Below are 21,041 nucleotides of genomic sequence, written 5' to 3'. Positions count from 1 at the left end.
AAGCTTTGTGTTCATCCTACTTTCGTGGAGAAAACCAGCTTCTCTTTTCACTCTTCGCTAAAAGGGTCTTCGCCTCAAAGAGGGTTTGACTGTCCGCTCCGTGTGAAAAGAGAAGCTGGTTTTTCATGCTGTTGGTTTTTGTTATTGTTTTTACACTGAAGCCGTTAGCATAAGAAGCACATTTTTTGACCAGAACTATTTAAGGTCCTACTCAGCTACATAACAAAGAGGGCGGAATAAAAAGTGCAACCCATGAGATACTGCGTAGCGTCACCTCTTTTTGCACTTTTTGCACTCTTTATTTTGTAGCGGACATTCTTAAGCTCCCTTGCGGGACCTTAACGAGTTTGCAGATTAGAAAACTTGGCTTTGCCGCAGGTAAAGCCTTAGTTGCACTTATGTAGATGAGAATTTTTATAAATTCTTATCTGTCAAAAAATGTGCTTCTTCTGCATCCCACTACAGAAAAAAACAGCCAGCTAATTAAGCGACTGACTGTTTTGCTTTTTACCTTCTAAAGTTAATAAACGTAATCATTTTACCTGATGCAATCATCGACGTTATCCAGCCTTTTAATAAATGACGAAGAATCATTCTTGTAAAAGGAAAGAGGAACACCAAACCGACCACATCCGTGAAGAAGCCAGGGAATAACAGCATAATTCCACCGATAAGGAGTAAAAGACCATCCAAAATCGTATCGGTAGGCATTTGCCCTCGAGATAGCTGCATTTGTAATAGTTTCAGCATTTGAGTACCCTGCTGTTTGGCTAAATAAGCACCTGCTACAGAAGTAAGAATTAACAGAGCTATCGTCCATAATGGTCCGATTACCTTCCCTACGCTAATGATCCCCCAGATTTCAATAATAGGTACAGTCAAAAAAAGTATGAGCAATACTCGAAACTTCATCACTATCACTCCCTCTACAATAACTTGGTTTCGTACGATTATGGTGTCGTACATTTCCTTTCTTCCTAACGAGATTCATACTCTTTTTGCAAGCAAGAATAGAGTTCGGGAAACATTTTTGATAAACGAATTGGTTTTAACTCCATATTGGTAAATACGTGTTCGGTTTTACCAGAGACGAGTAATTTTTGTTCCGCTACTCGATAAATTTCATAATAAAAATCCAAACGAACTGGAGAGAGGTTTTCGATAGATGTGCGCACTTCAATTTCGTCATCATACAAAGCTGGTGAATGAAAGATCAAGGATGCATTGGTTAACGGCAGCATAAAACCCTTCTCTTCAATATCTCGATAAGAATATCCACTCTCTCTAATATATTCTGTACGTCCCACTTCAAACCATGATAAATAATTGGCATGATAAACGATTTTCATCTGGTCCGTTTCAGCATAACGAACTCGCAAGCGATGGGTATAATAAGGTTTGGTTTTCACAAGCGGTCCTCCCGATAGTAAGATCTTTTTTATACTGTAGCACAAAAATCAGGCAGGAAATAGTGAAGGGATGCTAGCCCTTTCAAAAATAAAGACTGCTGATCATTTCCGATCAGCAGCCTTGTCGATTAAACTACTCTATTACAATACAGGAGCAAGTCCAGAAAAGATTTTACCACGTTCTGGGTCGATTGTTACTTCCATTCCATCTTTCAAGATGGAAGTAGCGTCTCTCACACCAATAATAACTGGTGTATTCAGGTTAAGCCCTACGATTGCCGCATGGGAGGTAAGCCCACCTTCCTCCGTAATGACTGCAGCAGCACTTTCGAATGCAGGAATCATATCAGAATCAGTGCCCATGCATACCAGGATAGCACCTTTTTCTACCTTATCCATTGCTTCCTTTGCAGTGCGAGCTATAACCACTTTACCAGTTATAACCTTTGAACCGATCCCTTGACCTTTCGCAATCACATCACCGATCACATGAATTTTCATCAAGTTGGTTGTTCCTGTTTCACGAACAGGTACACCTGCTGTGATTATTACCAGGTCACCGTATTTTACAAGACCACTTTTCAAGGAATCACTTACAGCAATGTCGAACATTTCATCCGTTGTTTCTACTACCTTACTAACAACCGGATACACACCATACATGAGAGAAATGCGACGCGCAACACCTTCATGCGGTGTAATAGCGATGACAGGTGCTTTTGGACGGTATTTAGATACCAGGCGAGCTGTATAGCCGCTTTCTGTAGAAGAGATAACAGCAGCCGCATTCAAATCCAATGCTGTTCTTGCTACAGCTTGAGAAATAGAATCCGTTACAGTATTGCGATGAGCATGGGCATGTGCTTCTTGTACCTCTTCATAGTTAAGGCTTTGCTCAGCACGTAGAGCGATGCGATTCATGGTTTCTACAGATTCAACCGGGTATTTACCAGCAGCTGTTTCACCAGATAACATGATGGCATCTGTACCGTCGTAGATTGCATTCGCTACGTCACTTGCTTCCGCACGAGTCGGACGAGGGTTACGTTGCATAGAATCAAGCATTTGCGTTGCTGTAATTACTGGTTTACCTAGTGCATTACACTTTTCAATCAGCATTTTTTGTACAACAGGAACTTCTTCAACCGGGATTTCTACGCCTAGGTCTCCACGAGCAACCATGATTCCATCAGATACGGCAAGAATTTCGTTGATGTTATCTACGCCCTCTTGGTTCTCGATTTTGGAGATGATATCGATTTTTGCACCATGGTTGTCCAAAATTTCACGGATTTCCAGAACATCGGCACCTTTACGAACGAAAGAAGCAGCGATAAAATCTACTCCTTGTTCGACTCCGAACTTAATATCAGCAGCATCCTTCTCAGTGATCCCTGGCAAATTGATGCGTACGCCAGGTACGTTAACACCTTTTCTACTTTTCAGCGTTCCACCATTTTTCACACGGCAGATGATGTCTGTTCCTTCAATCTTCTGTACTTCAAGTCCGATCAAGCCATCATCAATTAAGATTAGGCTACCTTTCGTAACATCTTCTGTAAGTTCTTTATAAGTGATAGCAACACGCTCAGCAGTACCAGGTATATCCTCTGTTGTGAGTGTAAACGTGCTACCTTCTACTAATTCTACCGAGTCGGTTGCAAGCACAGTGGTACGGATTTCCGGACCTTTTGTATCTAAAAGAATCGCAACTAGCTTACCTGTTTCCTTAGCAGCTTGACGGATATTTTGGATACGTGCACCATGTTCCTCATGGGAGCCATGCGAGAAGTTCAAACGAGCTACATTCATTCCCGCCTCAATCAATTTTTTCAGAGTTTCCACTGATTCACTTGCTGGTCCAATCGTACATACAATCTTTGCTTTACGTAACAAAACAATTCCCTCCTCGAAAGAACGAGCCTTCTTTTATAATTCAACCACTAGATGTTTATTACCCAATATTTCTATATTAAATGGACAGTGTACGAGCTAGATGGAAAATGGACATATCTATCTCATGTTTATCTGCTAATGCTTCATCAATATCTACATCAATAATTTGGTTATTTTTCATTCCTACCATTCTGTCCTGTTTACCTTCCAGTAGCAAATCTACTGCTGCGGCACCCAAACGGCTTGCAAGAATTCGGTCAAATGCTGAAGGAGACCCACCACGTTGAATGTGACCAAGCACCGTTACTCGCGTATCAAAATTAGTTTGCTTTTTGATGATTTCAGCATATTGGTGAGCGGTGCCTACACCTTCTGCTACGATAATAATAGAGTGCTTTTTACCACGCTTACGACCTGCATACAGGCGCTCAATAACGTTTTCAACACCTGTTGTAGCCTCAGGAATGATAATAGATTCAGCACCTACTGCCAAACCTGCAAATAGAGCGATGTCACCAGCGTCACGACCCATTACTTCGATGATATATGTACGTTCATGAGAAGTTGCTGTATCGCGGATTTTGTCAATGCAATCCACAACAGTATTAAGAGCAGTATCAAAACCAATTGTATAGTCCGTGCAAGGAATATCGTTATCAATCGTTCCTGGAACCCCGATCGTTGGGAATCCAAGTTGCGTTAACTTTTGAGCACCACGGAAAGAACCGTCTCCCCCAATAACAATCAAACCTTCAATATCGTGTTTTTTCAGCTGTTCAACTGCTTTTGCACGACCTTCTTCAGTTCTAAACTCGTCACTGCGTGCTGTAAACAGCATTGTTCCACCATGGTGAATGATATCACCAACTGATCCAACTGTTAGTTCCTCGATGTTACCACTGATTAAACCATTGTATCCGTTATACACTCCAAAAACCTGAACGCCATTATAAATTGCACGTCGTACAGAGGAACGAATCGCAGCGTTCATGCCTGGAGCATCTCCACCACTAGTTAATACAGCAATTCTTTTCAATGAACTCACCTCTTCATTTTCTCTTTTCCATAGGATGACTCAAAACCATACTTTCTATTTTTGGTTTAACAAGCACAGACGCAAGATAACATGAAGGAATATATCCATTCTATTCCCTTATTAACGAACTAGCAAAAAAATAATTTCGTATTTAATCGTTCCGCTCGCTGAGGTTATACCAATAGATCTTATTTTGATAATAAGTATGCTGGATTACGCATATAACAGTGCTTAAACCAGTTCATTTCTATTTAAGTCATCTTACTTATGGAAAATGTGTCATACTTTTTGTTACTTTTGTATTTTCTGACATGATAAGACTTTCGATTACTGATTGTAGCAGATTTTAGACTGTGGAAAAAGCATAAAAAAGCCCTTTCTTTATGAAAGGGCTTTAAATGTGCCAATTTGTTTAAATTTGTTATAACGTTGTGTTTTTAGCTCTTCTGGAGACATCGGAAGTAGTTCTTCCAGACCACGTAACAACGATTCTTTAATTGATTGAGATTGCTTTACAACATCTCGATGAGCACCACCGAATGGTTCCGGAATCATTTCATCAATAATGCCTAAATCCAATAAATCTGGTGCAGTTATCTTCATCGATTCTGCTGCACGCATAGCTAACGTAGAATCTTTCCACAAGAGCGCTGCAGCACCTTCTGGAGAGATAACGGAATAAATGGAGTTCTCCAGCATGTAAATATAGTTTCCTACACTTATCGCTAACGCTCCTCCACTGCCGCCTTCTCCCATAACAACACAAATAACAGGAACAGATAGATTAGCCATCTCCAAGAGATTTCGGGCAATCGCCTCACTCTGTCCACGTTCTTCTGCTGCTTTACCAGGATAAGCTCCCTGGGTATTAATAAAAGTAATGATCGGTCTATTAAATTTATCAGCCTGCTTCATCAGTCGTAAGGCTTTACGATACCCTTCCGGATGCGCCATCCCGAAGTTTCGGCTAATATTTTCTTTTGTATCTTTTCCTTTTTGATGCCCGATTACAGTTACAGGACGCCCTTCAAGACGGGCAATGCCGCCTACAATGGATAAATCATCCCCATACAGCCGATCGCCATGCATCTCCACAAAATCGGTAAAGATATGCCCAATGTAATCGAGCGTTGTTGGACGTTCGGGATGACGAGAGATTTGTACGCGTTGCCAAGGAGTCAGATTACCATAAATCTGTTCAGCCAAATTTTTTGCCTTTGCCTCTAAGCGTATTACTTCATCAGTAAAGTCGATCCCTTTTTCCTCAGTAAACTTGCGTAATTCCTTAATTTTATCCTGTAGTTCAACTAATGGTTTTTCAAATGAGAGATCAGTTGCCATTTACGCTCCCTCCCAGACAGTATGCATTGCTACCAGCTGTGCCAGCTTATCGCGCATTTCCTTGCGGTGCACAACCATATCAAGTTGCCCGTTTTTTAACAGAAATTCAGCTGTCTGAAAATCCTTAGGCAACTCCTGGCGAATGGTTTGTTCAATGATACGTCTTCCTGCAAAACCAATCAGTGCACCTGGTTCTGCAATATTAATGTCCCCGAGGGAAGCAAAGCTCGCTGAAACCCCACCTGTAGTCGGATTAGTCATTACAGATATAAAAAGTACTCTTTCATTAGATAATTGCGCCAGTGCAGCACTGGTTTTTGCCATCTGCATTAAGCTGATCATTCCTTCCTGCATACGCGCACCACCTGATGCGGAAAACAGGATAAACGGTAATTTTCTTTCTTTTGCTCGTTCAATTGCTCTCGTAATCTTCTCGCCAACAACAGACCCCATACTTCCCATACGAAAACGAGAATCCATAACCCCAAGGATCACAGGTTGACCTTTAAGTAATCCTTGACCAGTAATTACGGCTTCATTCAAATTGGTTTTTTCCTTGTCTTGTTCCAGCTTTTCTTCATAGCCAGGAAATTGCAGAGGATTATTGGATAAGAGATCAGCATCAAATTCTTCTATGAACCAGCCATTATCAAGCAGGCTCTGAACTCTCTCTGTAGACGAGAGTATAAAATGATGCTGACAACTCTTACATACTTTTAGGTTTTTTTCCAAATCCTTGGAGTAATGGATGGACCCGCAATGGGAACATTTATGCATAAGACCTTCCGGAACCTCTTTTTGTTCAATCACAGGAACCTGTTGCATTCTAGATGAGTCTGTCGGTACAGTCGCAAATTTGCGCTTCTTTCCAAAAAGATCTTTAAGCACACTATCACCTCACATTAGGTTCAGTGAAGAATTGTTCCAAGAATTTCTTGTACTTCGGATAGTTCGCTCTCAGGTACTACTATTTCATATTGCTTCGACACCCTGGTCTCGCGAACCTTCACCAAAAATCCTTCACTTGTTAATCGGTGTTGAATACGTTCGGCAATCTTGGCGCTCGGAGCAATGTAGATCACAGTCCACATGCTAAATCCTCCTTACATGCTGTTCATGCATATGTCTGTGAGTCATCATATCACGCTCCGAATATACCTGCAATTTATAACATGCTGTTGTCAAGATGTACCTTCATATAATCAACTGCTTTTTGTTCGTTACCCTCACGGATTGCTTCCATCACTTGAATATGTTCCTGATGGGAATTACGCACTCTACCCTCTCTGGACAGAGAGTCTTTCCGAATCCCCCCACTATACTCTACGAGGGGAGCCCATATGCGATGTAAGACCGAGTTACGACTTGAACGGGCAATTATGCGATGGAACAGATAGTCCTCTTCCATTGGCACTTCTCCCTGTTCTATTCGCTCCCACGCTGTATCCAGGATTCGTTCCATTTCATCAAAATGTTTCTGTGTGGCACGCCTGCAAGCAAGCTGGACCGCATCCAGTTCCAAAATCTTACGCATCTCAACCAGGTCTTTCTTTGTTTTACTATCACGCAAAATATAAGAACCTAAAATATCAATGAGTCGATTTTGACGATAATGTTTTAAGAACGTACCTTCGCCTCGTCTCGTTTCAATGAGGCCAAGCAGTTCTAATGCTCGCAACGCTTCCCGAACCGAGGAACGCCCGACACACAATCGATCAGACAACTCACGTTCAGAGGGTAACTTGTCACCTGGACGCAAATTTTCCTCTGCAATGATTTCGTTCAGTTGCAGAAGAATCCCTTCATAAACTTTGCGATTAGATGAAGTATCTTCCATTTTTACCCGCCCTTTCTGTGAGAAGTCCTTTGGAAAACCCGGCACTACCAAATCCTTTTTTTACCAAACCGTTGAATGATCTCACGCGGATAATAATGTGATACATGCCCAATTCCTTAAGAATAACTTCTATGAAATTTATACATTCTGACCCAGGAAGAGAAGACGCCAGAGGCGCCTTCTCTTCCTTCGCACCTATGTTCAACAGCTTACACCTCTTGGTTTTTAAATCCAGATAATGCTGCTGTTTTCTTTTTAATGTCTTCAGGGTCGACAGTTATACGTGCTACACCTGTTTCCATAGCAGCTTTTGCTACCGCAGCAGCTACCGCAGGAGCAACTCGGTGATCAAATGGAGCTGGAATTACATAATCAGTATGTAATTCATCCTGATTAATCAAATTGGCAATGGCATATACGGCTGCCAGTTTCATTTCTTCGTTAATTTGAGTAGCTCGTGTATCAAGAGCTCCACGGAAAATACCTGGGAAAGCAAGTACATTATTTACCTGGTTAGCAAAGTCAGAACGACCGGTTCCAACAACAACTGCACCTGCTGCCTTAGCTTCATCTGGCATGATTTCCGGAATTGGATTAGCCATGGCGAAGATGATCGGATCACGGTTCATTGACTGAACCATCTCTTGTGTAACGGCGCCTGCTGCAGAAACTCCAACAAATACGTCCGCACCCTTCATTGCATCAGCTAACTGACCTTCCAGTTTATTGCGGTTTGTAATCAATGCCATTTGTTCTTTAATCGGGTTCATACCGAAAGTGCGCCCTTCATACACGATACCTTTTGTATCACACATAATAACTTCCTTAACTCCCATGTTAATCAGAAGCTTCATGATTGCGATACCAGCAGCACCAGCACCGTTAGCTACTACTCGGATGTCCTGAAGCTTTTTATCAACCAGTTTCAAAGCATTGATAAGACCTGCTGCTGTTACGATTGCCGTACCGTGCTGATCATCATGGAAAATGGGAATATTAGTCTCTTTTTTTAAACGCTCTTCAATTTCGAAGCAAGCAGGAGCAGCAATATCCTCCAGGTTAATCCCACCAAATGTCGGCTCTAAAAATTTTACGGTTTCAATAATTTTTTCCTTGTCTGTAGTGCCTAAGCAGATTGGAAATGCATCTACACCAGCAAATGTTTTAAACAACACCGCTTTACCTTCCATTACTGGCATAGCAGCCTCAGGTCCGATGTTCCCTAATCCAAGTACAGCCGTTCCGTCACTTACAACGGCAACCAAGTTACCCTTCATCGTGTATTCGTATACTTGGCTAGGATCTACAAAAATCTCCTTACATGGTTCGGCAACACCAGGCGAGTATGCCAGACTCAAATCATGTGCACTCCGCACAGGCACCTTTGTGACCGCTTCTAATTTACCTTGATGTTTTCTGTGAAGTTCGAGTGCTTCTTCTCTCAATGTTGACATTACCTACCACTCCATTCTCGCCTGATTAAATAAAATGAGGGCTATCCAAAACACGCAATCACCTATTAATGGCGGTATATGCGGCGAATAGCATCTGAAACATATAATATTTTGAAAATAAAATCTTTTACACCGAAGTGGTCTGACCACTTCCTGTCTGTTACTGTCCATTATAACAAAAGTTTTCCAACTGTAAACATATCGATTCAGCAAAAAATGTTTTATCAATGTAAAAACACACTGTTTCTATTTTTATAGAAACAGTGTGCGTCCATATAATATAATTTATTTGTAGAACAAAAAAGTATTTCTGGTAGCCTCACTACCTATGACTGGATGGGAATCTCAGTTCGAACGATATACTCTTTTCCAATCAAGTCACTTATTTTTTGTAAAACTTCCTTATCGTCTTTTATCCAAAATTGACTAGGCAGACGTATCGTTTTACGATTACTTTCATAATGAAGCAAGACAGGTATTTCCCCCTGATTACTTGCTAACAGCTCTTTTAAAGCTACCATACTTTCGCTTTTCTCCATACCTGCTACGATTTTGATAAAAAATACGTTTTCTATCTTTGGCTTCGGCAGGTCTTTAGCATTCCAAATCCGGTTTGCAATCAGCTTAGGAATATCACCCTGCTTGTCAACGCGCGCTTCCAGGACAATGATCGCTTCATTATATAAAAAGCTTTGCGCATGTTCAAATACTTTCGGAAAAATAATTGCTTCTATCTGCGCAGTCATATCCTCCAGAGTCAGAAAAGCCATGGGGTCTCCTTTTTTTGTCTGTATACGCTTCGCTTCTAAAACCATACCTACCACTTTACATAAATGATTGTGAGGAAAATCATCAATTGTAGCAAGTGGTGTAACCTCTTTTCTCTTACTCACATGAAGATAAGGATCAAGCGGATGACCTGTTAAATAGACTCCCAGCAGGTCTTTTTCGTCCTTCAGTTTTTGAGTATGGGACAACTCCGGAACCTGGGGATAATCGCTTTCCAACAGTGTTTCACTATCTTCTAACCCTTGATTGTTTTGTTCAGATGGTAGAGCAAACAGATTTAATTGATTATCTTCCCGTTCTTTCCGCTTTCTTCCGCCCTTATCCAACACCTCATCCAGCATCAATAACAGCTGGGCGCGGTGTCCCGGCATAGACTCAAGTGCCCCACAAAGAATAAGGGATTCTAGCACACGTCGATTTACCAGCCTGCTATCCACTCTAGAGCAAAAATCTAGTAAATCGGTGAACCTTGCTTTCGCACGTTCCTCTACAATTGACTGGATCGCCCCGTAACCAACATTTTTCACTGCTGCCAAACTAAATCGAATTGCTTGTTCCTTTTGATCTACCGTAAATAAAGAAAAGCTTTCGTTCACATCTGGTGGCAGAATCTTAATTCTCAATCTTTTTGCTTCTTCTATATACTCAGCAATTTTCCCCTGGCTACCAATAGATAGAGAAAGGAGGCCAGACATAAACGCCAACGGATAGTTTGATTTTAAATAAGCCATTTGATAAGCAATCATGGCGTAGGCAACGGAGTGCGATTTGTTAAAACCATAGTTAGCAAATTTAACAATTAAATCGTACACCTCATTGGCTAATTGTTCCTCGTAACCTTGAGCAATGCTTCCTACGACGAATTTTTCCCGTTGCTCTGTAAGTATTTCCAGCTTCTTCTTACTAACCGCACGTCGCAAAATATCTGCTTCCCCCAGAGTAAAACCAGCCATTTTAGATGAAATTTGCATGATTTGCTCCTGATAGATGATAAAACCATGTGTTTCCCTCAAAATAGGTTCCAAATCCGGGTGCAGATAATGAACAGGCGTATCCCCATGTTTAGCCTTGATATATTCAGGAATAATTTCCATCGGACCAGGTCGGTATAATGCTAGTAACGCAATAATATCTCCGAGTGAAGTTGGCTTAAGCTCACGGATAACGTTGCGTATACCTGTTGATTCCAACTGGAATACTCCCGTCGTTTCTCCCCGACTAAGCATAGTAAAGGATTGAGAATGATCAGGCGGTAAGCGATCCAAATCAATCTCTATTCCTTGATCTCGCAAAATACGCAAGGTTTCTTGGATGATCGTCAAGTTCCGCAGGCCTAGGAAGTCCATTTTCAAAAGACCTACTTTTTCCAATACATCCATTGGGTATTGGGTGAGTAATAAACCCTCACTGCCCTGTTGCAATGGAACATACTCTGTTAACGGCTCACGAGAAATAACCACACCTGCCGCATGAGTAGATGCATGGCGGGGTAAACCTTCCAAGCCACGTGCGATGCCAATTAGCTTGGCAACCTGCTGATTTTCTTCTGTCAGACGTTCCAGATCAGGATTAAGGGTAAACGCTCGTTCTATCGTCATTGATGGAGATTGCGGGATCATTTTCGCTACTCGATCAACCAAGGCGAGGGATAATCCCAACGCTCGACCTACATCTCGGACTACCGCACGTGCAGCCAACGTTCCAAAGGTGATAATTTGTGCCACTCGATTATGTCCATATTTATCTGCCACATAATGAATCACTTCGTCTCGACGCTCAACAGCGAAATCAATATCAATATCTGGCATCGTAATACGTTCTGGATTAAGAAAACGCTCAAAAAGCAGGTTATGTTCTAACGGGTCCACATTCGTAATACGAAGCACGTAGGATACTAGACTTCCCGCTGCAGAACCACGCCCTGGACCTGTTGCGATACCTGCTGTATGCGCATATTTCATGAAATCCCAAACAATCAGGAAGTAGTCAGTAAAACCGACATTATTAATAATCGACAATTCGTAATCAAGCCGTTGTTTAATCTCTTCATTAATCTGTCCATATCGATATAGACACCCTTGCTCGCACAAACTGCGTAGGTAGCCCTCGACTTCTTCTCCTTCAGGTAAAGGAAAGCTAGGTAAAATATGCTGATCTAACGGAATCTCAAGCTGACAACGCTCTGCTATGCGAAGTGTATTTGCCAGGCCTTCCTTGGCGTAGGCAAATAACCCACTCATCTCTTCTGCCGTTTTTAAATAATACTCCTCTGTGTCGTATCGAAAACGACCAGCTTCACTAATCGTATTACCATGACCGATGGCTAGAAGAACATCATGTAATTGCGCCTCGCTTCGCTCTACATAGTGAACGTTGTTGGTGACGACCAGCGGAATACCCGTTGTTTCATGCAATCGAACTAACCGTTGATTAAGGCGACGCTCTACCTCTGTTCCATGATCCTGTAGCTCCAGATAAAATTGATTACGTCCAAATACCTCCAGATACCAGGCTGCCGTTCGTTTAGCACCTTCTAGGTCGCCTGCCAGGAGTAAATCAGGAATCTCTCCCTCTTTACAACCACTAAGCGCAATTAGTCCTTCATGATGTCGTTTTAATCGCTCTTTGTTTATGCGTGGAACGCTTTGAGCCCCTTCTGTGTGTGCAATGCTTGCCAGCTGCAATAGGTTTTTATATCCCTGCATATTTTCTGCAAGCAAGGTAAGATGGAAGGGAGGTTTGCTCTGTCTCGTAACTCGATCACGTAAATCTCCATCTATTAGGTATACTTCCATTCCGATAATCGGCTTGATTCCATGCTGAATACACGCCTGATAAAACGGGATTGCCCCATATAAATTGGCGTGATCTGTCATTGCTAGCGCAGGCATATTGTATTCTGCTGCCTTTTTCACTAGCTTTTCTATTCGAGCCGCTCCATCAAGCAGGCTATATTCCGTATGCACATGTAAATGTACGAAGGAAGCTGACATGTCTCTTGCTCCTTCCTGAAAACCTCAACTATTCAGGGTTCCGTTATCTATTTTCCTGTTATCATTATAACCGATTCCCTCGTACGGGCGAACATTTACTCCCATCTAATAAAAAAACGTTTGATCAAAATGATACTACTAACCTTGATAAACGAATAATAAGAAAGAGGGTGTTTTGAAAAAAGATTGATCAAAACATCCTCTTAAATATTCTATTGGAGGACTATTTTTGCAGTCCTTTTTTGCGGAAAATCTTCTTGAACTCATAACTTCTTTATTTCAATGCCTGTAAATCTTATATTCAATTTAGCATCTGATGCAAGAATAATCTCGTGAGAAAGATAATGGTCATCATATGCAGTAATTTCATCTACTACCCAATCATCTAAACCTCTTTGTCCATCACATACAATTTCATCACACTCATAAATAAACGATACAACCTTTTCCTTCTAACTTGTCTAACCAATTTGGTATTTTTAACCTTTGATTCCATCTTAGATCTAAACGCTCTAATCCATCTATCTCCAGCAATGAATCTGGCAATTCTATCAAATGATTGCTCCTTAGATCTAATTCTAATAAATTTGTTAGCTTTCCGATTCCTTCGGGTAACGTAGTCAATTGATTATTTCTCAAATTCAATCGTCTTAGTTTTTTACATTGGTATAGTGAATGTGGGATTTGTTTTAATTGATTGTCTTCCATATCTAGAACTCGTAACAACGTTAAATTAGTAAATATTTCCGGGAGAGTTGTGAGTTGATTATTTTTCAAATATAGCTCTCTCATATTTGTTAACTTGCTAAAGCTCTCAGGTATCTTATTTAGTTCGTTATTCATTACACGTAACTCGACAAGTTTAGTTAATTCTCCAATTTCTTTTGGTAATTCACTAAATCTATTGTCACTTAGATTTAAATATTTTAATTTTGTAAGGCATCTAATTTCTGATGGGATCGTTTGTAATCTATTATTATGAAGATATAAATAATCCTCCAAATTCACGAGAAATTGGATTTCCGATGGAATTATTTCAATCTCATTATGTCCTACATCTAACATTCTAAGTTCTTCCAGATTTTTTATTTTAGAGGAAATTGTTACAAGTTCATTAGCAGAAACATTTAATATTTTTAAATTTTTCATTTCATAGATTTCTTCTGGGATTATGTTTAGATTATTATCATAAAGATTAAGATCAGTAATTACATTCATAGGTACGCCTAGGTTTGGCAACGACTTTAATTTAGCGTGGGGTAAGCTGATTTCCATTTGATTTCCTCTGATCAATAAAGCAATTTAAATAATTATAACATAATTTACATCTTTCAAATTTATACACAGTTTTAAAAAGAGCTGCCCACGATAGGACAGCTCTTAGTTTATTAGATACTATATTTTTTTTACTCCATTTATCATTTGGCATATTGGTTTATGGTTTGCAGATTGTCTTGCAACCACTCTATTCTTGACTCTTGGCTTTCTGTTACTCGCTTCACTAGCTCTGAACCAATTTTTTCATGTTTTTGGTTTTGTTTTTGGTTTTGTTTTTGGTTTTGTTTTTGGTTTTGTTTTTGGTTTTGCTTGTGCTTTTCCACTGAAGCCCTTGGCAGAAGAAGCACATTTTTTGTCCAGAACTATTTAAGGTCCTACCTAGCTACTGGGCAAAGAGGGCGGATTAAAAAGTGCAACCCATGAGATACTGCGTAGCATTCTCTACCTTTTGCACTTTCCGCACTCTTTGCCCAGTAGCGGACAGTATTTGCTCCCTTGCGGGACCTTAACGAGTTCACAGACAAAAAATGTGCTTCTTCTGCATGCCCACTAAATCTGATCTTACGAAAAAAAGGCTGCTGAAATTACTCAGCAGCCCTACGCTGTCTACACGGGACAGCTCATTATAGAAAAGTGGGATTTCACTTGTTACACACCAAAAGATACAAACTTTGTTTCCAGATACTCTTCCAAACCATATTTTCCACCTTCACGACCAATACCGCTTTCTTTGAAACCACCAAACGGTGCTTGTGTCTGTGTAGGGGAACCATCATTAATACCTACGATACCGTATTCCAAAAGCTCTGCCATACGGAAGCAACGAGCATTGTCTCGTGTATAAACATACGCAGCTAGACCGAATCTCGTATTGTTTGCATGTTCAACAACAGCCGCTTCATCCGTAAAAGTAATCATTGGCACAACTGGTCCGAATGTTTCTTCCTGATAAATTTTCATTTCAGTTGTAACATCTACCAATACGGTTGGTTCACAATAGAAACCTTTGGCATAATCGCCATCCGTTAAACGGTTTCCACCGTGAGCCACTTTTGCCCCTTTATTTTTTGCATCTTCAATATGATCTAATACTTTATTTAGCGCTTGTTCATTTACTAGAGGACCAATTTCTGTATCTTTATTACGTCCATCCCCTACTTTTGCCTTCTTCAAGCGTTCTGCCAGCTTTTCGGTGAAGGAGCTAGCTACGTTTTCATGTACATATAAGCGGTTGGTAGAAATACACATCTGACCTGTGTTACGGAATTTGCTCTCAAACAAACCGTCAGCTGCTGCATCCAAATCAGCATCCTCGAATACGATGAATGGGGCATGACCACCAAGCTCCATGCTGACACGCTTCACTTGCTTCGCTGCACCTTCCATCAGAAGCTTACCAACACGGGTAGAGCCTGTGAAGCCGATTTTTTGAACTTTTTCATTCTCCATGAATTCTTTACCGATTGATACTGGATCACCTACAACCAGGTTAACGACTCCTTTAGGGAAACCAGCTTGCTCGATTAATTCAAAGAGACGAATCGCTGAAAGCGGAGTGCTTTCAGCTGGCTTCAATACTACCGTACATCCAGCAGCCAGAGCAGGAGCAATTTTGCGTGCTACCATGTTCACAGGGAAATTCCAAGGCGTGATAGCAGCTACAACACCAATTGCCTGACGTAGCACCATGATGCGCTTGTTAGGAATAGAAGAAGGAATCGTTTCTCCATACACGCGTTTTACTTCTTCTGCATACCATAAGAAGTTATCTGCTGCGCCCAGCACTTCACCTTTTGCTTCACGAAGTGGTTTACCCATTTCAGCAGAGATAATTCCTGCCAGTTCATCACGATGATCACGAACCAATTCATATAATTTATACAAATATTTGGAGCGCTCACGAGCGGCTGCACGGGACCATTTGCCGAAAGCATCATGGGCAGCATCAATCGCTTTTTTGGCTTCTTGGCCACCCCCAAAGCTGGCTGTTCCTACTAGCTCACCAGTTGCCGGGTTCATAATCTGCTTTGTTTCTCCGCTCTCAGATGTAACCCATTCACCATTAATATACATTTTCGATACATCACTCATGTACTTCGCTCCCTTCAAATACTATTCATATATTGGTTTTAACGCTTCAAACGGATTTTTACAATGGCGACAATACAGAATACTCCGACATGCAGCAGGACCAAATAGATTCTCTACGTGGGTATACGGAGAGTCACAGTATGGACAGGCAACCTGCCATGTATCGTCTTGTTGTGGCGGTGGTGTAACAATTCCTAGTGTCTTAAGCTTCTCGCGTCCTTCATTAGAAATTCGATCAGATGTCCAAGGTGGTTGGTAGACAAAAGAAACATTGATTTCCTTAACTCCTGCCAAGCCTTTCAGCTTATTGCTAATGTCGTTCTTCATCATATCAAGCGCAGGGCATCCTACAAAGGTAGGCAGGACTTCCACAGTTACCATGTCATCTGATACCTTGACCTGATGAATCATCCCCATCTCCACCATGCTGACGACTGGCATTTCCGGATCTTTTACTTCCTCCAGAAGCTCCCAGCACTTTTCTTCGGTTACGGCACTCATTTCATATGGCATGTGGATATCTCCTTTACCAACTAGCTTGCGGATCGAGAACATATACCTCAGATAATGTTTGCAGTGCATTTGCGAGGTCAGGAGTATGCTGACCATCACGTCCACTCTCTGCTGGTATTCCCAAATCACCAGGCCAGTTCAGCCCGATTTCAGTAAATTTTTGTTGCATGCTAGCATACCATTTTTCGCGAAGACTCTCTTCGGATGCTACGATGCCGAATCCAACAATAGTAGCTGCTTGTTTTCCATAAGAGAACAATTCGCCTGCATCTACCCATACCTTCTCAAGAGCAGCTTCCAGTTTTTGTTTCGCATCATCTGTACTATTCGCTAACTGCTTCATCCACACCTGCCAATGCATCATATGATATCGGTGTTCAGTCAGCATCTTTCTGCTTACGAAAGATAATTTTTGATACGAAGATTCACGTAATGCTTCCAATTTAACTTGTTTGATAGATCCATATACAAAGTGGCGAGCAATCGCATACGCCCAATCATATTTAGGAGCATCGTTATATTCTCCACTACCGTTTTTACGTTCTGCCAGAATCACATTGCGGAACTCTTCCGGTTTACGTAGCTGAGCAAGATCATCTGCTTTTCCTAGTCCAAGCTCATCGAGCAATTCATAATGCATAACTGCGTGACCCATCATGTCCTGTGACATAGAGGAAAACGCCACATCTTCTTCAATATGAGGAGCAAGGCCAAGCCACTCCGATCCGCGATAGGCCAAGATGAAGTCATCATCAGCTAGTTGGAATAACAACTCTGTTAGAGCCGCTTTATATTCCGGATTTTCTTGAGCTTTTTGGGCTGAATCTACTTGTAGAAACTGAACCATCGTTATCTCTCCCCTGCTTCCCTGACATTCGGCTGTTGTTTGCTTTCATACGCTTCTTTATGCTTACGCCATCTTGCCTGGAGATCACCGTATCCTTTAGTCTCTCGATAGCTTTTATTATCCAGTCTTTCTAAGTTACCTCTCTCCTCAGGAGAAGTCATATGGATTTGGTCTCTCTTCACTACCCATATGTTTATACATTGATCCCGACGTAAAAAATTCTCGCGCGCCATGACCAGAGCAATCTCTGCATTAGGAGCTAGTAAACTGAACTGATGCGCAAAGGATGATGACTGATTTTTCTGACTAAAAACTTCATAGATATCGAAATTCTCGTTCATATTATTTGTCTCCATGCTGTTCACCTACCCTACTTTACGTCCGTATGCCAGAATCGCATCACGAACCCATTTGGTTTCTTCGTATGACATCTCTCTCAAATTCAAACGATGTGCCGAGCGAGGTCCATTTCCTTTAACAATCTGTTTGAACTCTTCCCAATTTGGTTGTTGATACACCCACATTTTAGATTCTTCATCGAAATGAATCGTTTCATCTGGCAAGGTAAAGCCCAAGTGGAAAATTCGAGGTACATACTTGGTCAGGAATGCCTGACGAAGCTCTTCATTCGTCTGTGTACGAATTTTATATCTCATATTCAATTGCTGGTTACTTGTAATACCGCCATTTTCCGGTGGTCCAAAGAACATGAGGAGCGACGGCCACCAACGTGTAATAGCTTCTTGAAGCATTTGACGTTGTGCATCTGTTCCTTCTGCTAATTCAAGTACAATGCTCTCACCATGCTGCGCATGAAATTTTTCCTCTGCACAGATTCGTTGCAGTGCTCTGCCATATGGTGCATAGGAAGAGTCAAGTGACATGGTTTGCGTAATGATGGCTGCACCATCTACCAACCAGCCAATAACACCAGCATCTGCCCAAGTTGGAGCTTCCATGTGGAACACATTGTGGAATTTCAATCTGCCAGTGAATAAGTCTTGCATGATATCTTCGCGTGATTTTCCAAGCGGAGCCATTAAGTCTTCTGCTACTCGAAGAAGTAATTGTCCGTGTCCCATCTCATCCTGAACCTTTGCCATGATTGCTAGCTTACGGCGCAGTGTCGGTGCTTTTGGAACCCATTCCTTCTCAGGCAGCGCACCCATGATTTCACTGATGCCATGCATGGTAATCAGTTTGATTAATTGCTGACGGTAATCGTCTGGCATCCAGTCATCTGCTTCAATTCTTTCACCACGGTCAATTCTGGATAAAAACGCTTCCATTTTATCAGATTGTTGATCGTTTATTGTCTCGGCAGAAATAGTCTGCGTTAATCCTGATTGGTTCATTTCGGCTTGCATAAAGTCTACCTCCTTGAGTTGATTTATATTACATTTTAATTATGCTACGTTTTTATAACGTTATAATAACATAGTGTCATACGATTTCGCAATAGTCATAACTTTTTCTGTTTTCAGATAGAGAAGGCTGTTCCTTCTGCTTTAACTTCAGAACGAACAGCCTTCATCTTAATCTGGGAAAACTACTCTTTTGTTCCGCTATTACGAGGCTGTCAGGTTACATTAATTCACAACGACAAAATCGCCGTTTTTCACTTCTACCATAATCATACTATCCTCAGATAATCCATTATGATCCTCAGCCGTAAACGAGAATTCTCCCGTTACTCCTACGTGTTTTACCTTTCCTAATGCTTCAGCTAATTTAGTTTGATCGCTATTTGTTGCTTGTAAAGCTTCTACCAGAATGTTTAGACCATCATAACCATAACCAGCAAATCCATCTGGATAATCACCATATGCTGCTTTATAGGTATCTGCGAAAGTTTTGATCACAATAGCCTGCGCATCGCCTTGATCGATTTGATCTGGAACTAACAGCTTACCAGCTACAAGAAGTACACCTTCAGCAGAATCGCCAGCCAACTCAATAAATTTGCTATTTGCGCTACCATGGCTAGAGATGATTGGAATATTAAAGTTTAACTGTTTCGCTTCTTTTACAATCGTAGCTGGACCTGGATTGGTACCTGCAACTATAAGTGCTTGTGCATCAGTTGCTTTAATTTTTGTTAATTGGGAGCTCATAGATGGATCTTTCGTACCATACTTTTCTTCTGCTACTAGCGTAATACCGTATTCAGGAGCATATTTCTTCAATTGCGTTGTCCAGCCACTACCGTAAGAGTTGCTATCATTCAGGATTGCAACTTTCGTAATACCTTTTTCTTGTAGATATTTGAAAATACGCTTTGTACCATGAATATCGGTGTGAGGTGTCTTAAAGATACCTGCACGGGTTGGATTCGTAATTTGATCTGCCGCTGCCATTGAGATCAGGCTGATTTTTTCTTGGGATGCAATTTCAGCCATAGCAAGAGAAGGACCACTGCCGGAAGAACCAAGTACAGCAACTACTTTCTCCTTGTTAACCAGCTTCTTCATCGCTTTAACCGCTTCTGTATTATCAGATTTATCATCTTCAATAATTACTTCAATTGGACGGTTACCTACTCCACCCTTTTCATTAATGCTCTTCACCAATAATTCTACAGCTTGTTTTTCAGGTACACCTAGAGGACTGTTCGGTCCAGTGAGCGAGAAAACTGCACCGATTTTAATTGCCTCCTTGCTGTCTTTTGCACCTGGTGCTTCTCCACCTGCACTAGCACTAGGCTTGTCTCCTCCCCCACAGGCAGAGACTACCAACATGGCAAATACTAGTACGAAATAAAACAATCCATTCAACTTCTTCATTTTTCTTCCCCCTTTTTTCATTCGCTGCTAATTTTATATGGCAGTATGTGAATGCCCCAGATATGCGGATTGAACTCTAGGATCATTAGCAATTTCTTGTGCATGACCCTCCAGCATAACGGTGCCCGTACTCAATACATAAGCCCGATCCGATACGGATAAAGCTGCTCTGGCATTTTGTTCCACGAGTAGGATCGTTGTTCCCCATTCTGCGCGTATCTCTTGTACGATGGTCAAAATCTCTTTCACAATTAACGGCGCAAGTCCCAGTGAAGGCTCATCCAAGAGTAACAGCTTTGGCTTTGACAACAGAGCTCGTCCAATAGCTAACATCTGCTGCTGCCCGCCTGATAGCGTCCCTCCCATTTGCCATTTACGTTCTGCAAGAATGGGAAAGCGCTCATAAATACTCTCTATTTCTATATTCAGATCTTTCTTCGATTCTTTTCCCATACGGTGAGAAGCACCCAGCCAGAGATTGTCTTCAACTGTCATGGTTGAAAAAATCTGCCTTCTCTCTGGAGCATGTGCCATTCCTTTTGGTACTACTGCTTCTGCCGGCATACGAGTAATGTCATGCTGGTTGAAGTGAATTCGTCCTTCCTTTGCTGTGTGCAGACCGCATATGGAGTGCAACAGCGTTGTCTTACCTGCCCCGTTCGCACCAAGCAACGAGACAATTTCTCCTTCATTCACATTCAGGTTAATCCCATGCAGAACCTCAACAGGGCCATATCGAGCCGTCAAATTTTCCACCTGTAATAGTGCCATGAT

At 41.5% G+C, this 21,041-nt stretch carries 19 protein-coding genes; all 19 read right to left on the bottom strand.

Translation table 11 applies throughout. The annotated features are described in order from the left end of the window. Positions 1–507: 507 nt before the first annotated feature. The 19 genes from LM917_RS17380 to LM917_RS17290 all read right to left on the bottom strand — a co-directional run bounded on the left by LM917_RS17380 (position 508) and on the right by LM917_RS17290 (position 21,038). A complete protein-coding gene (locus LM917_RS17380; protein ID WP_232698920.1) occupies positions 508–912 on the bottom strand; it encodes an FxsA family protein in 405 nt (134 codons plus the stop codon). Positions 913–977: 65 nt separating this feature from the next. Next, positions 978–1,349 (bottom strand): acyl-CoA thioesterase, encoded by a 372-nt coding sequence (locus LM917_RS17375; RefSeq protein ID WP_232698919.1) that lies wholly within the window; start codon positions 1,347–1,349, stop codon positions 978–980. Between the two features lie 201 nt (positions 1,350–1,550). Further along, positions 1,551–3,305, bottom strand: a complete 1,755-nt coding sequence (gene pyk, locus LM917_RS17370) for a pyruvate kinase (protein WP_232698903.1) — start codon at positions 3,303–3,305, stop codon at positions 1,551–1,553. Between the two features lie 76 nt (positions 3,306–3,381). Further along, entirely contained in the window at positions 3,382–4,341 is a 960-nt protein-coding gene (gene pfkA / locus LM917_RS17365; protein WP_232698901.1) for a 6-phosphofructokinase, read from the bottom strand. 381 nt (positions 4,342–4,722) lie between these two features. Continuing rightward, positions 4,723–5,682 carry an acetyl-CoA carboxylase carboxyl transferase subunit alpha gene (accA, locus tag LM917_RS17360; RefSeq protein WP_232698900.1) on the bottom strand — a complete coding sequence of 320 codons (960 nt, stop codon included), beginning with the start codon at positions 5,680–5,682 and terminating at the stop codon, positions 4,723–4,725. Then, complete coding sequence (gene accD, locus LM917_RS17355) at positions 5,683–6,570, bottom strand: acetyl-CoA carboxylase, carboxyltransferase subunit beta (protein ID WP_232698898.1); 888 nt, start codon at positions 6,568–6,570, stop codon at positions 5,683–5,685. Between the two features lie 20 nt (positions 6,571–6,590). Next, entirely contained in the window at positions 6,591–6,773 is a 183-nt protein-coding gene (locus LM917_RS17350) for a glutamate decarboxylase (protein WP_232698897.1), read from the bottom strand. A gap of 74 nt (positions 6,774–6,847) precedes the next feature. Next, entirely contained in the window at positions 6,848–7,519 is a 672-nt protein-coding gene (locus tag LM917_RS17345; protein WP_232698896.1) for a FadR/GntR family transcriptional regulator, read from the bottom strand. Next, positions 7,500–7,724 carry a hypothetical protein gene (locus LM917_RS17340; protein WP_232698895.1) on the bottom strand — a complete coding sequence of 75 codons (225 nt, stop codon included), beginning with the start codon at positions 7,722–7,724 and terminating at the stop codon, positions 7,500–7,502. The genes LM917_RS17345 and LM917_RS17340 overlap by 20 nt, the downstream gene beginning before the upstream one ends. Before the next feature lie 4 nt (positions 7,725–7,728). Next, complete coding sequence (gene ystJ / locus LM917_RS17335) at positions 7,729–8,973, bottom strand: NADP-dependent malic enzyme (RefSeq protein WP_232698894.1); 1,245 nt, start codon at positions 8,971–8,973, stop codon at positions 7,729–7,731. Between the two features lie 326 nt (positions 8,974–9,299). Continuing rightward, a complete protein-coding gene (locus tag LM917_RS17330; RefSeq protein ID WP_232698893.1) occupies positions 9,300–12,755 on the bottom strand; it encodes a DNA polymerase III subunit alpha in 3,456 nt (1,151 codons plus the stop codon). Positions 12,756–13,178: 423 nt separating this feature from the next. Continuing rightward, positions 13,179–14,030: a leucine-rich repeat domain-containing protein gene (locus tag LM917_RS17325; RefSeq protein ID WP_232698892.1), complete on the bottom strand. Its 852-nt coding sequence runs from the start codon at positions 14,028–14,030 to the stop codon at positions 13,179–13,181. Positions 14,031–14,681: 651 nt separating this feature from the next. Beyond that, positions 14,682–16,124, bottom strand: a complete 1,443-nt coding sequence (locus LM917_RS17320) for an NAD-dependent succinate-semialdehyde dehydrogenase (RefSeq protein WP_232698890.1) — start codon at positions 16,122–16,124, stop codon at positions 14,682–14,684. Positions 16,125–16,145: 21 nt separating this feature from the next. Then, positions 16,146–16,637, bottom strand: coding sequence for a 1,2-phenylacetyl-CoA epoxidase subunit PaaD (gene paaD / locus LM917_RS17315; protein WP_232698889.1), 492 nt, complete (start codon positions 16,635–16,637; stop codon positions 16,146–16,148). A gap of 13 nt (positions 16,638–16,650) precedes the next feature. Continuing rightward, complete coding sequence (paaC, locus tag LM917_RS17310; protein ID WP_232698888.1) at positions 16,651–17,484, bottom strand: 1,2-phenylacetyl-CoA epoxidase subunit PaaC; 834 nt, start codon at positions 17,482–17,484, stop codon at positions 16,651–16,653. A gap of 2 nt (positions 17,485–17,486) precedes the next feature. Then, positions 17,487–17,825: a 1,2-phenylacetyl-CoA epoxidase subunit PaaB gene (gene paaB / locus LM917_RS17305; RefSeq protein WP_232698887.1), complete on the bottom strand. Its 339-nt coding sequence runs from the start codon at positions 17,823–17,825 to the stop codon at positions 17,487–17,489. Positions 17,826–17,849: 24 nt separating this feature from the next. Next, on the bottom strand, positions 17,850–18,839 hold the full coding sequence (gene paaA / locus LM917_RS17300) for a 1,2-phenylacetyl-CoA epoxidase subunit PaaA (protein ID WP_232698918.1): 990 nt from the start codon (positions 18,837–18,839) through the stop codon (positions 17,850–17,852). A 234-nt stretch (positions 18,840–19,073) separates the two neighbouring features. Then, complete coding sequence (locus tag LM917_RS17295) at positions 19,074–20,267, bottom strand: ABC transporter substrate-binding protein (RefSeq protein ID WP_232698886.1); 1,194 nt, start codon at positions 20,265–20,267, stop codon at positions 19,074–19,076. A 33-nt stretch (positions 20,268–20,300) separates the two neighbouring features. Further along, on the bottom strand, positions 20,301–21,038 hold the full coding sequence (locus LM917_RS17290; RefSeq protein WP_232698885.1) for an ABC transporter ATP-binding protein: 738 nt from the start codon (positions 21,036–21,038) through the stop codon (positions 20,301–20,303). Positions 21,039–21,041 lie beyond the last annotated feature (3 nt).

It is taken from the genome of Brevibacillus daliensis (assembly GCF_021245735.1).
GTDB classification, from domain to species: domain Bacteria; phylum Bacillota; class Bacilli; order Brevibacillales; family Brevibacillaceae; genus Brevibacillus_B; species Brevibacillus_B daliensis.
This window is presented reverse-complemented; position numbering and strand designations above follow the sequence as displayed.

Excerpts from the sequence above, each read along its gene's own strand:
- paaA (WP_232698918.1), bottom strand. The coding sequence starts at position 18,839 with ATGAACCAATCAGGATTAACGCAGACTATTTCTGCCGAGACAATAAAC.
- LM917_RS17320 (WP_232698890.1), bottom strand. The coding sequence starts at position 16,124 with ATGAGTGATGTATCGAAAATGTATATTAATGGTGAATGGGTTACATCT.
- LM917_RS17350 (WP_232698897.1), bottom strand. The coding sequence starts at position 6,773 with ATGTGGACTGTGATCTACATTGCTCCGAGCGCCAAGATTGCCGAACGT.
- LM917_RS17295 (WP_232698886.1), bottom strand. The coding sequence starts at position 20,267 with ATGAAGAAGTTGAATGGATTGTTTTATTTCGTACTAGTATTTGCCATG.
- LM917_RS17375 (WP_232698919.1), bottom strand. The coding sequence starts at position 1,349 with ATGAAAATCGTTTATCATGCCAATTATTTATCATGGTTTGAAGTGGGA.
- LM917_RS17325 (WP_232698892.1), bottom strand. The coding sequence starts at position 14,030 with ATGGAAATCAGCTTACCCCACGCTAAATTAAAGTCGTTGCCAAACCTA.
- accA (WP_232698900.1), bottom strand. The coding sequence starts at position 5,682 with ATGGCAACTGATCTCTCATTTGAAAAACCATTAGTTGAACTACAGGAT.
- LM917_RS17380 (WP_232698920.1), bottom strand. The coding sequence starts at position 912 with ATGAAGTTTCGAGTATTGCTCATACTTTTTTTGACTGTACCTATTATT.
- ystJ (WP_232698894.1), bottom strand. The coding sequence starts at position 8,973 with ATGTCAACATTGAGAGAAGAAGCACTCGAACTTCACAGAAAACATCAA.
- LM917_RS17290 (WP_232698885.1), bottom strand. The coding sequence starts at position 21,038 with ATGGCACTATTACAGGTGGAAAATTTGACGGCTCGATATGGCCCTGTT.
- LM917_RS17345 (WP_232698896.1), bottom strand. The coding sequence starts at position 7,519 with ATGGAAGATACTTCATCTAATCGCAAAGTTTATGAAGGGATTCTTCTG.
- paaD (WP_232698889.1), bottom strand. The coding sequence starts at position 16,637 with ATGCCATATGAAATGAGTGCCGTAACCGAAGAAAAGTGCTGGGAGCTT.
- LM917_RS17330 (WP_232698893.1), bottom strand. The coding sequence starts at position 12,755 with ATGTCAGCTTCCTTCGTACATTTACATGTGCATACGGAATATAGCCTG.
- paaC (WP_232698888.1), bottom strand. The coding sequence starts at position 17,484 with ATGGTTCAGTTTCTACAAGTAGATTCAGCCCAAAAAGCTCAAGAAAAT.
- paaB (WP_232698887.1), bottom strand. The coding sequence starts at position 17,825 with ATGAACGAGAATTTCGATATCTATGAAGTTTTTAGTCAGAAAAATCAG.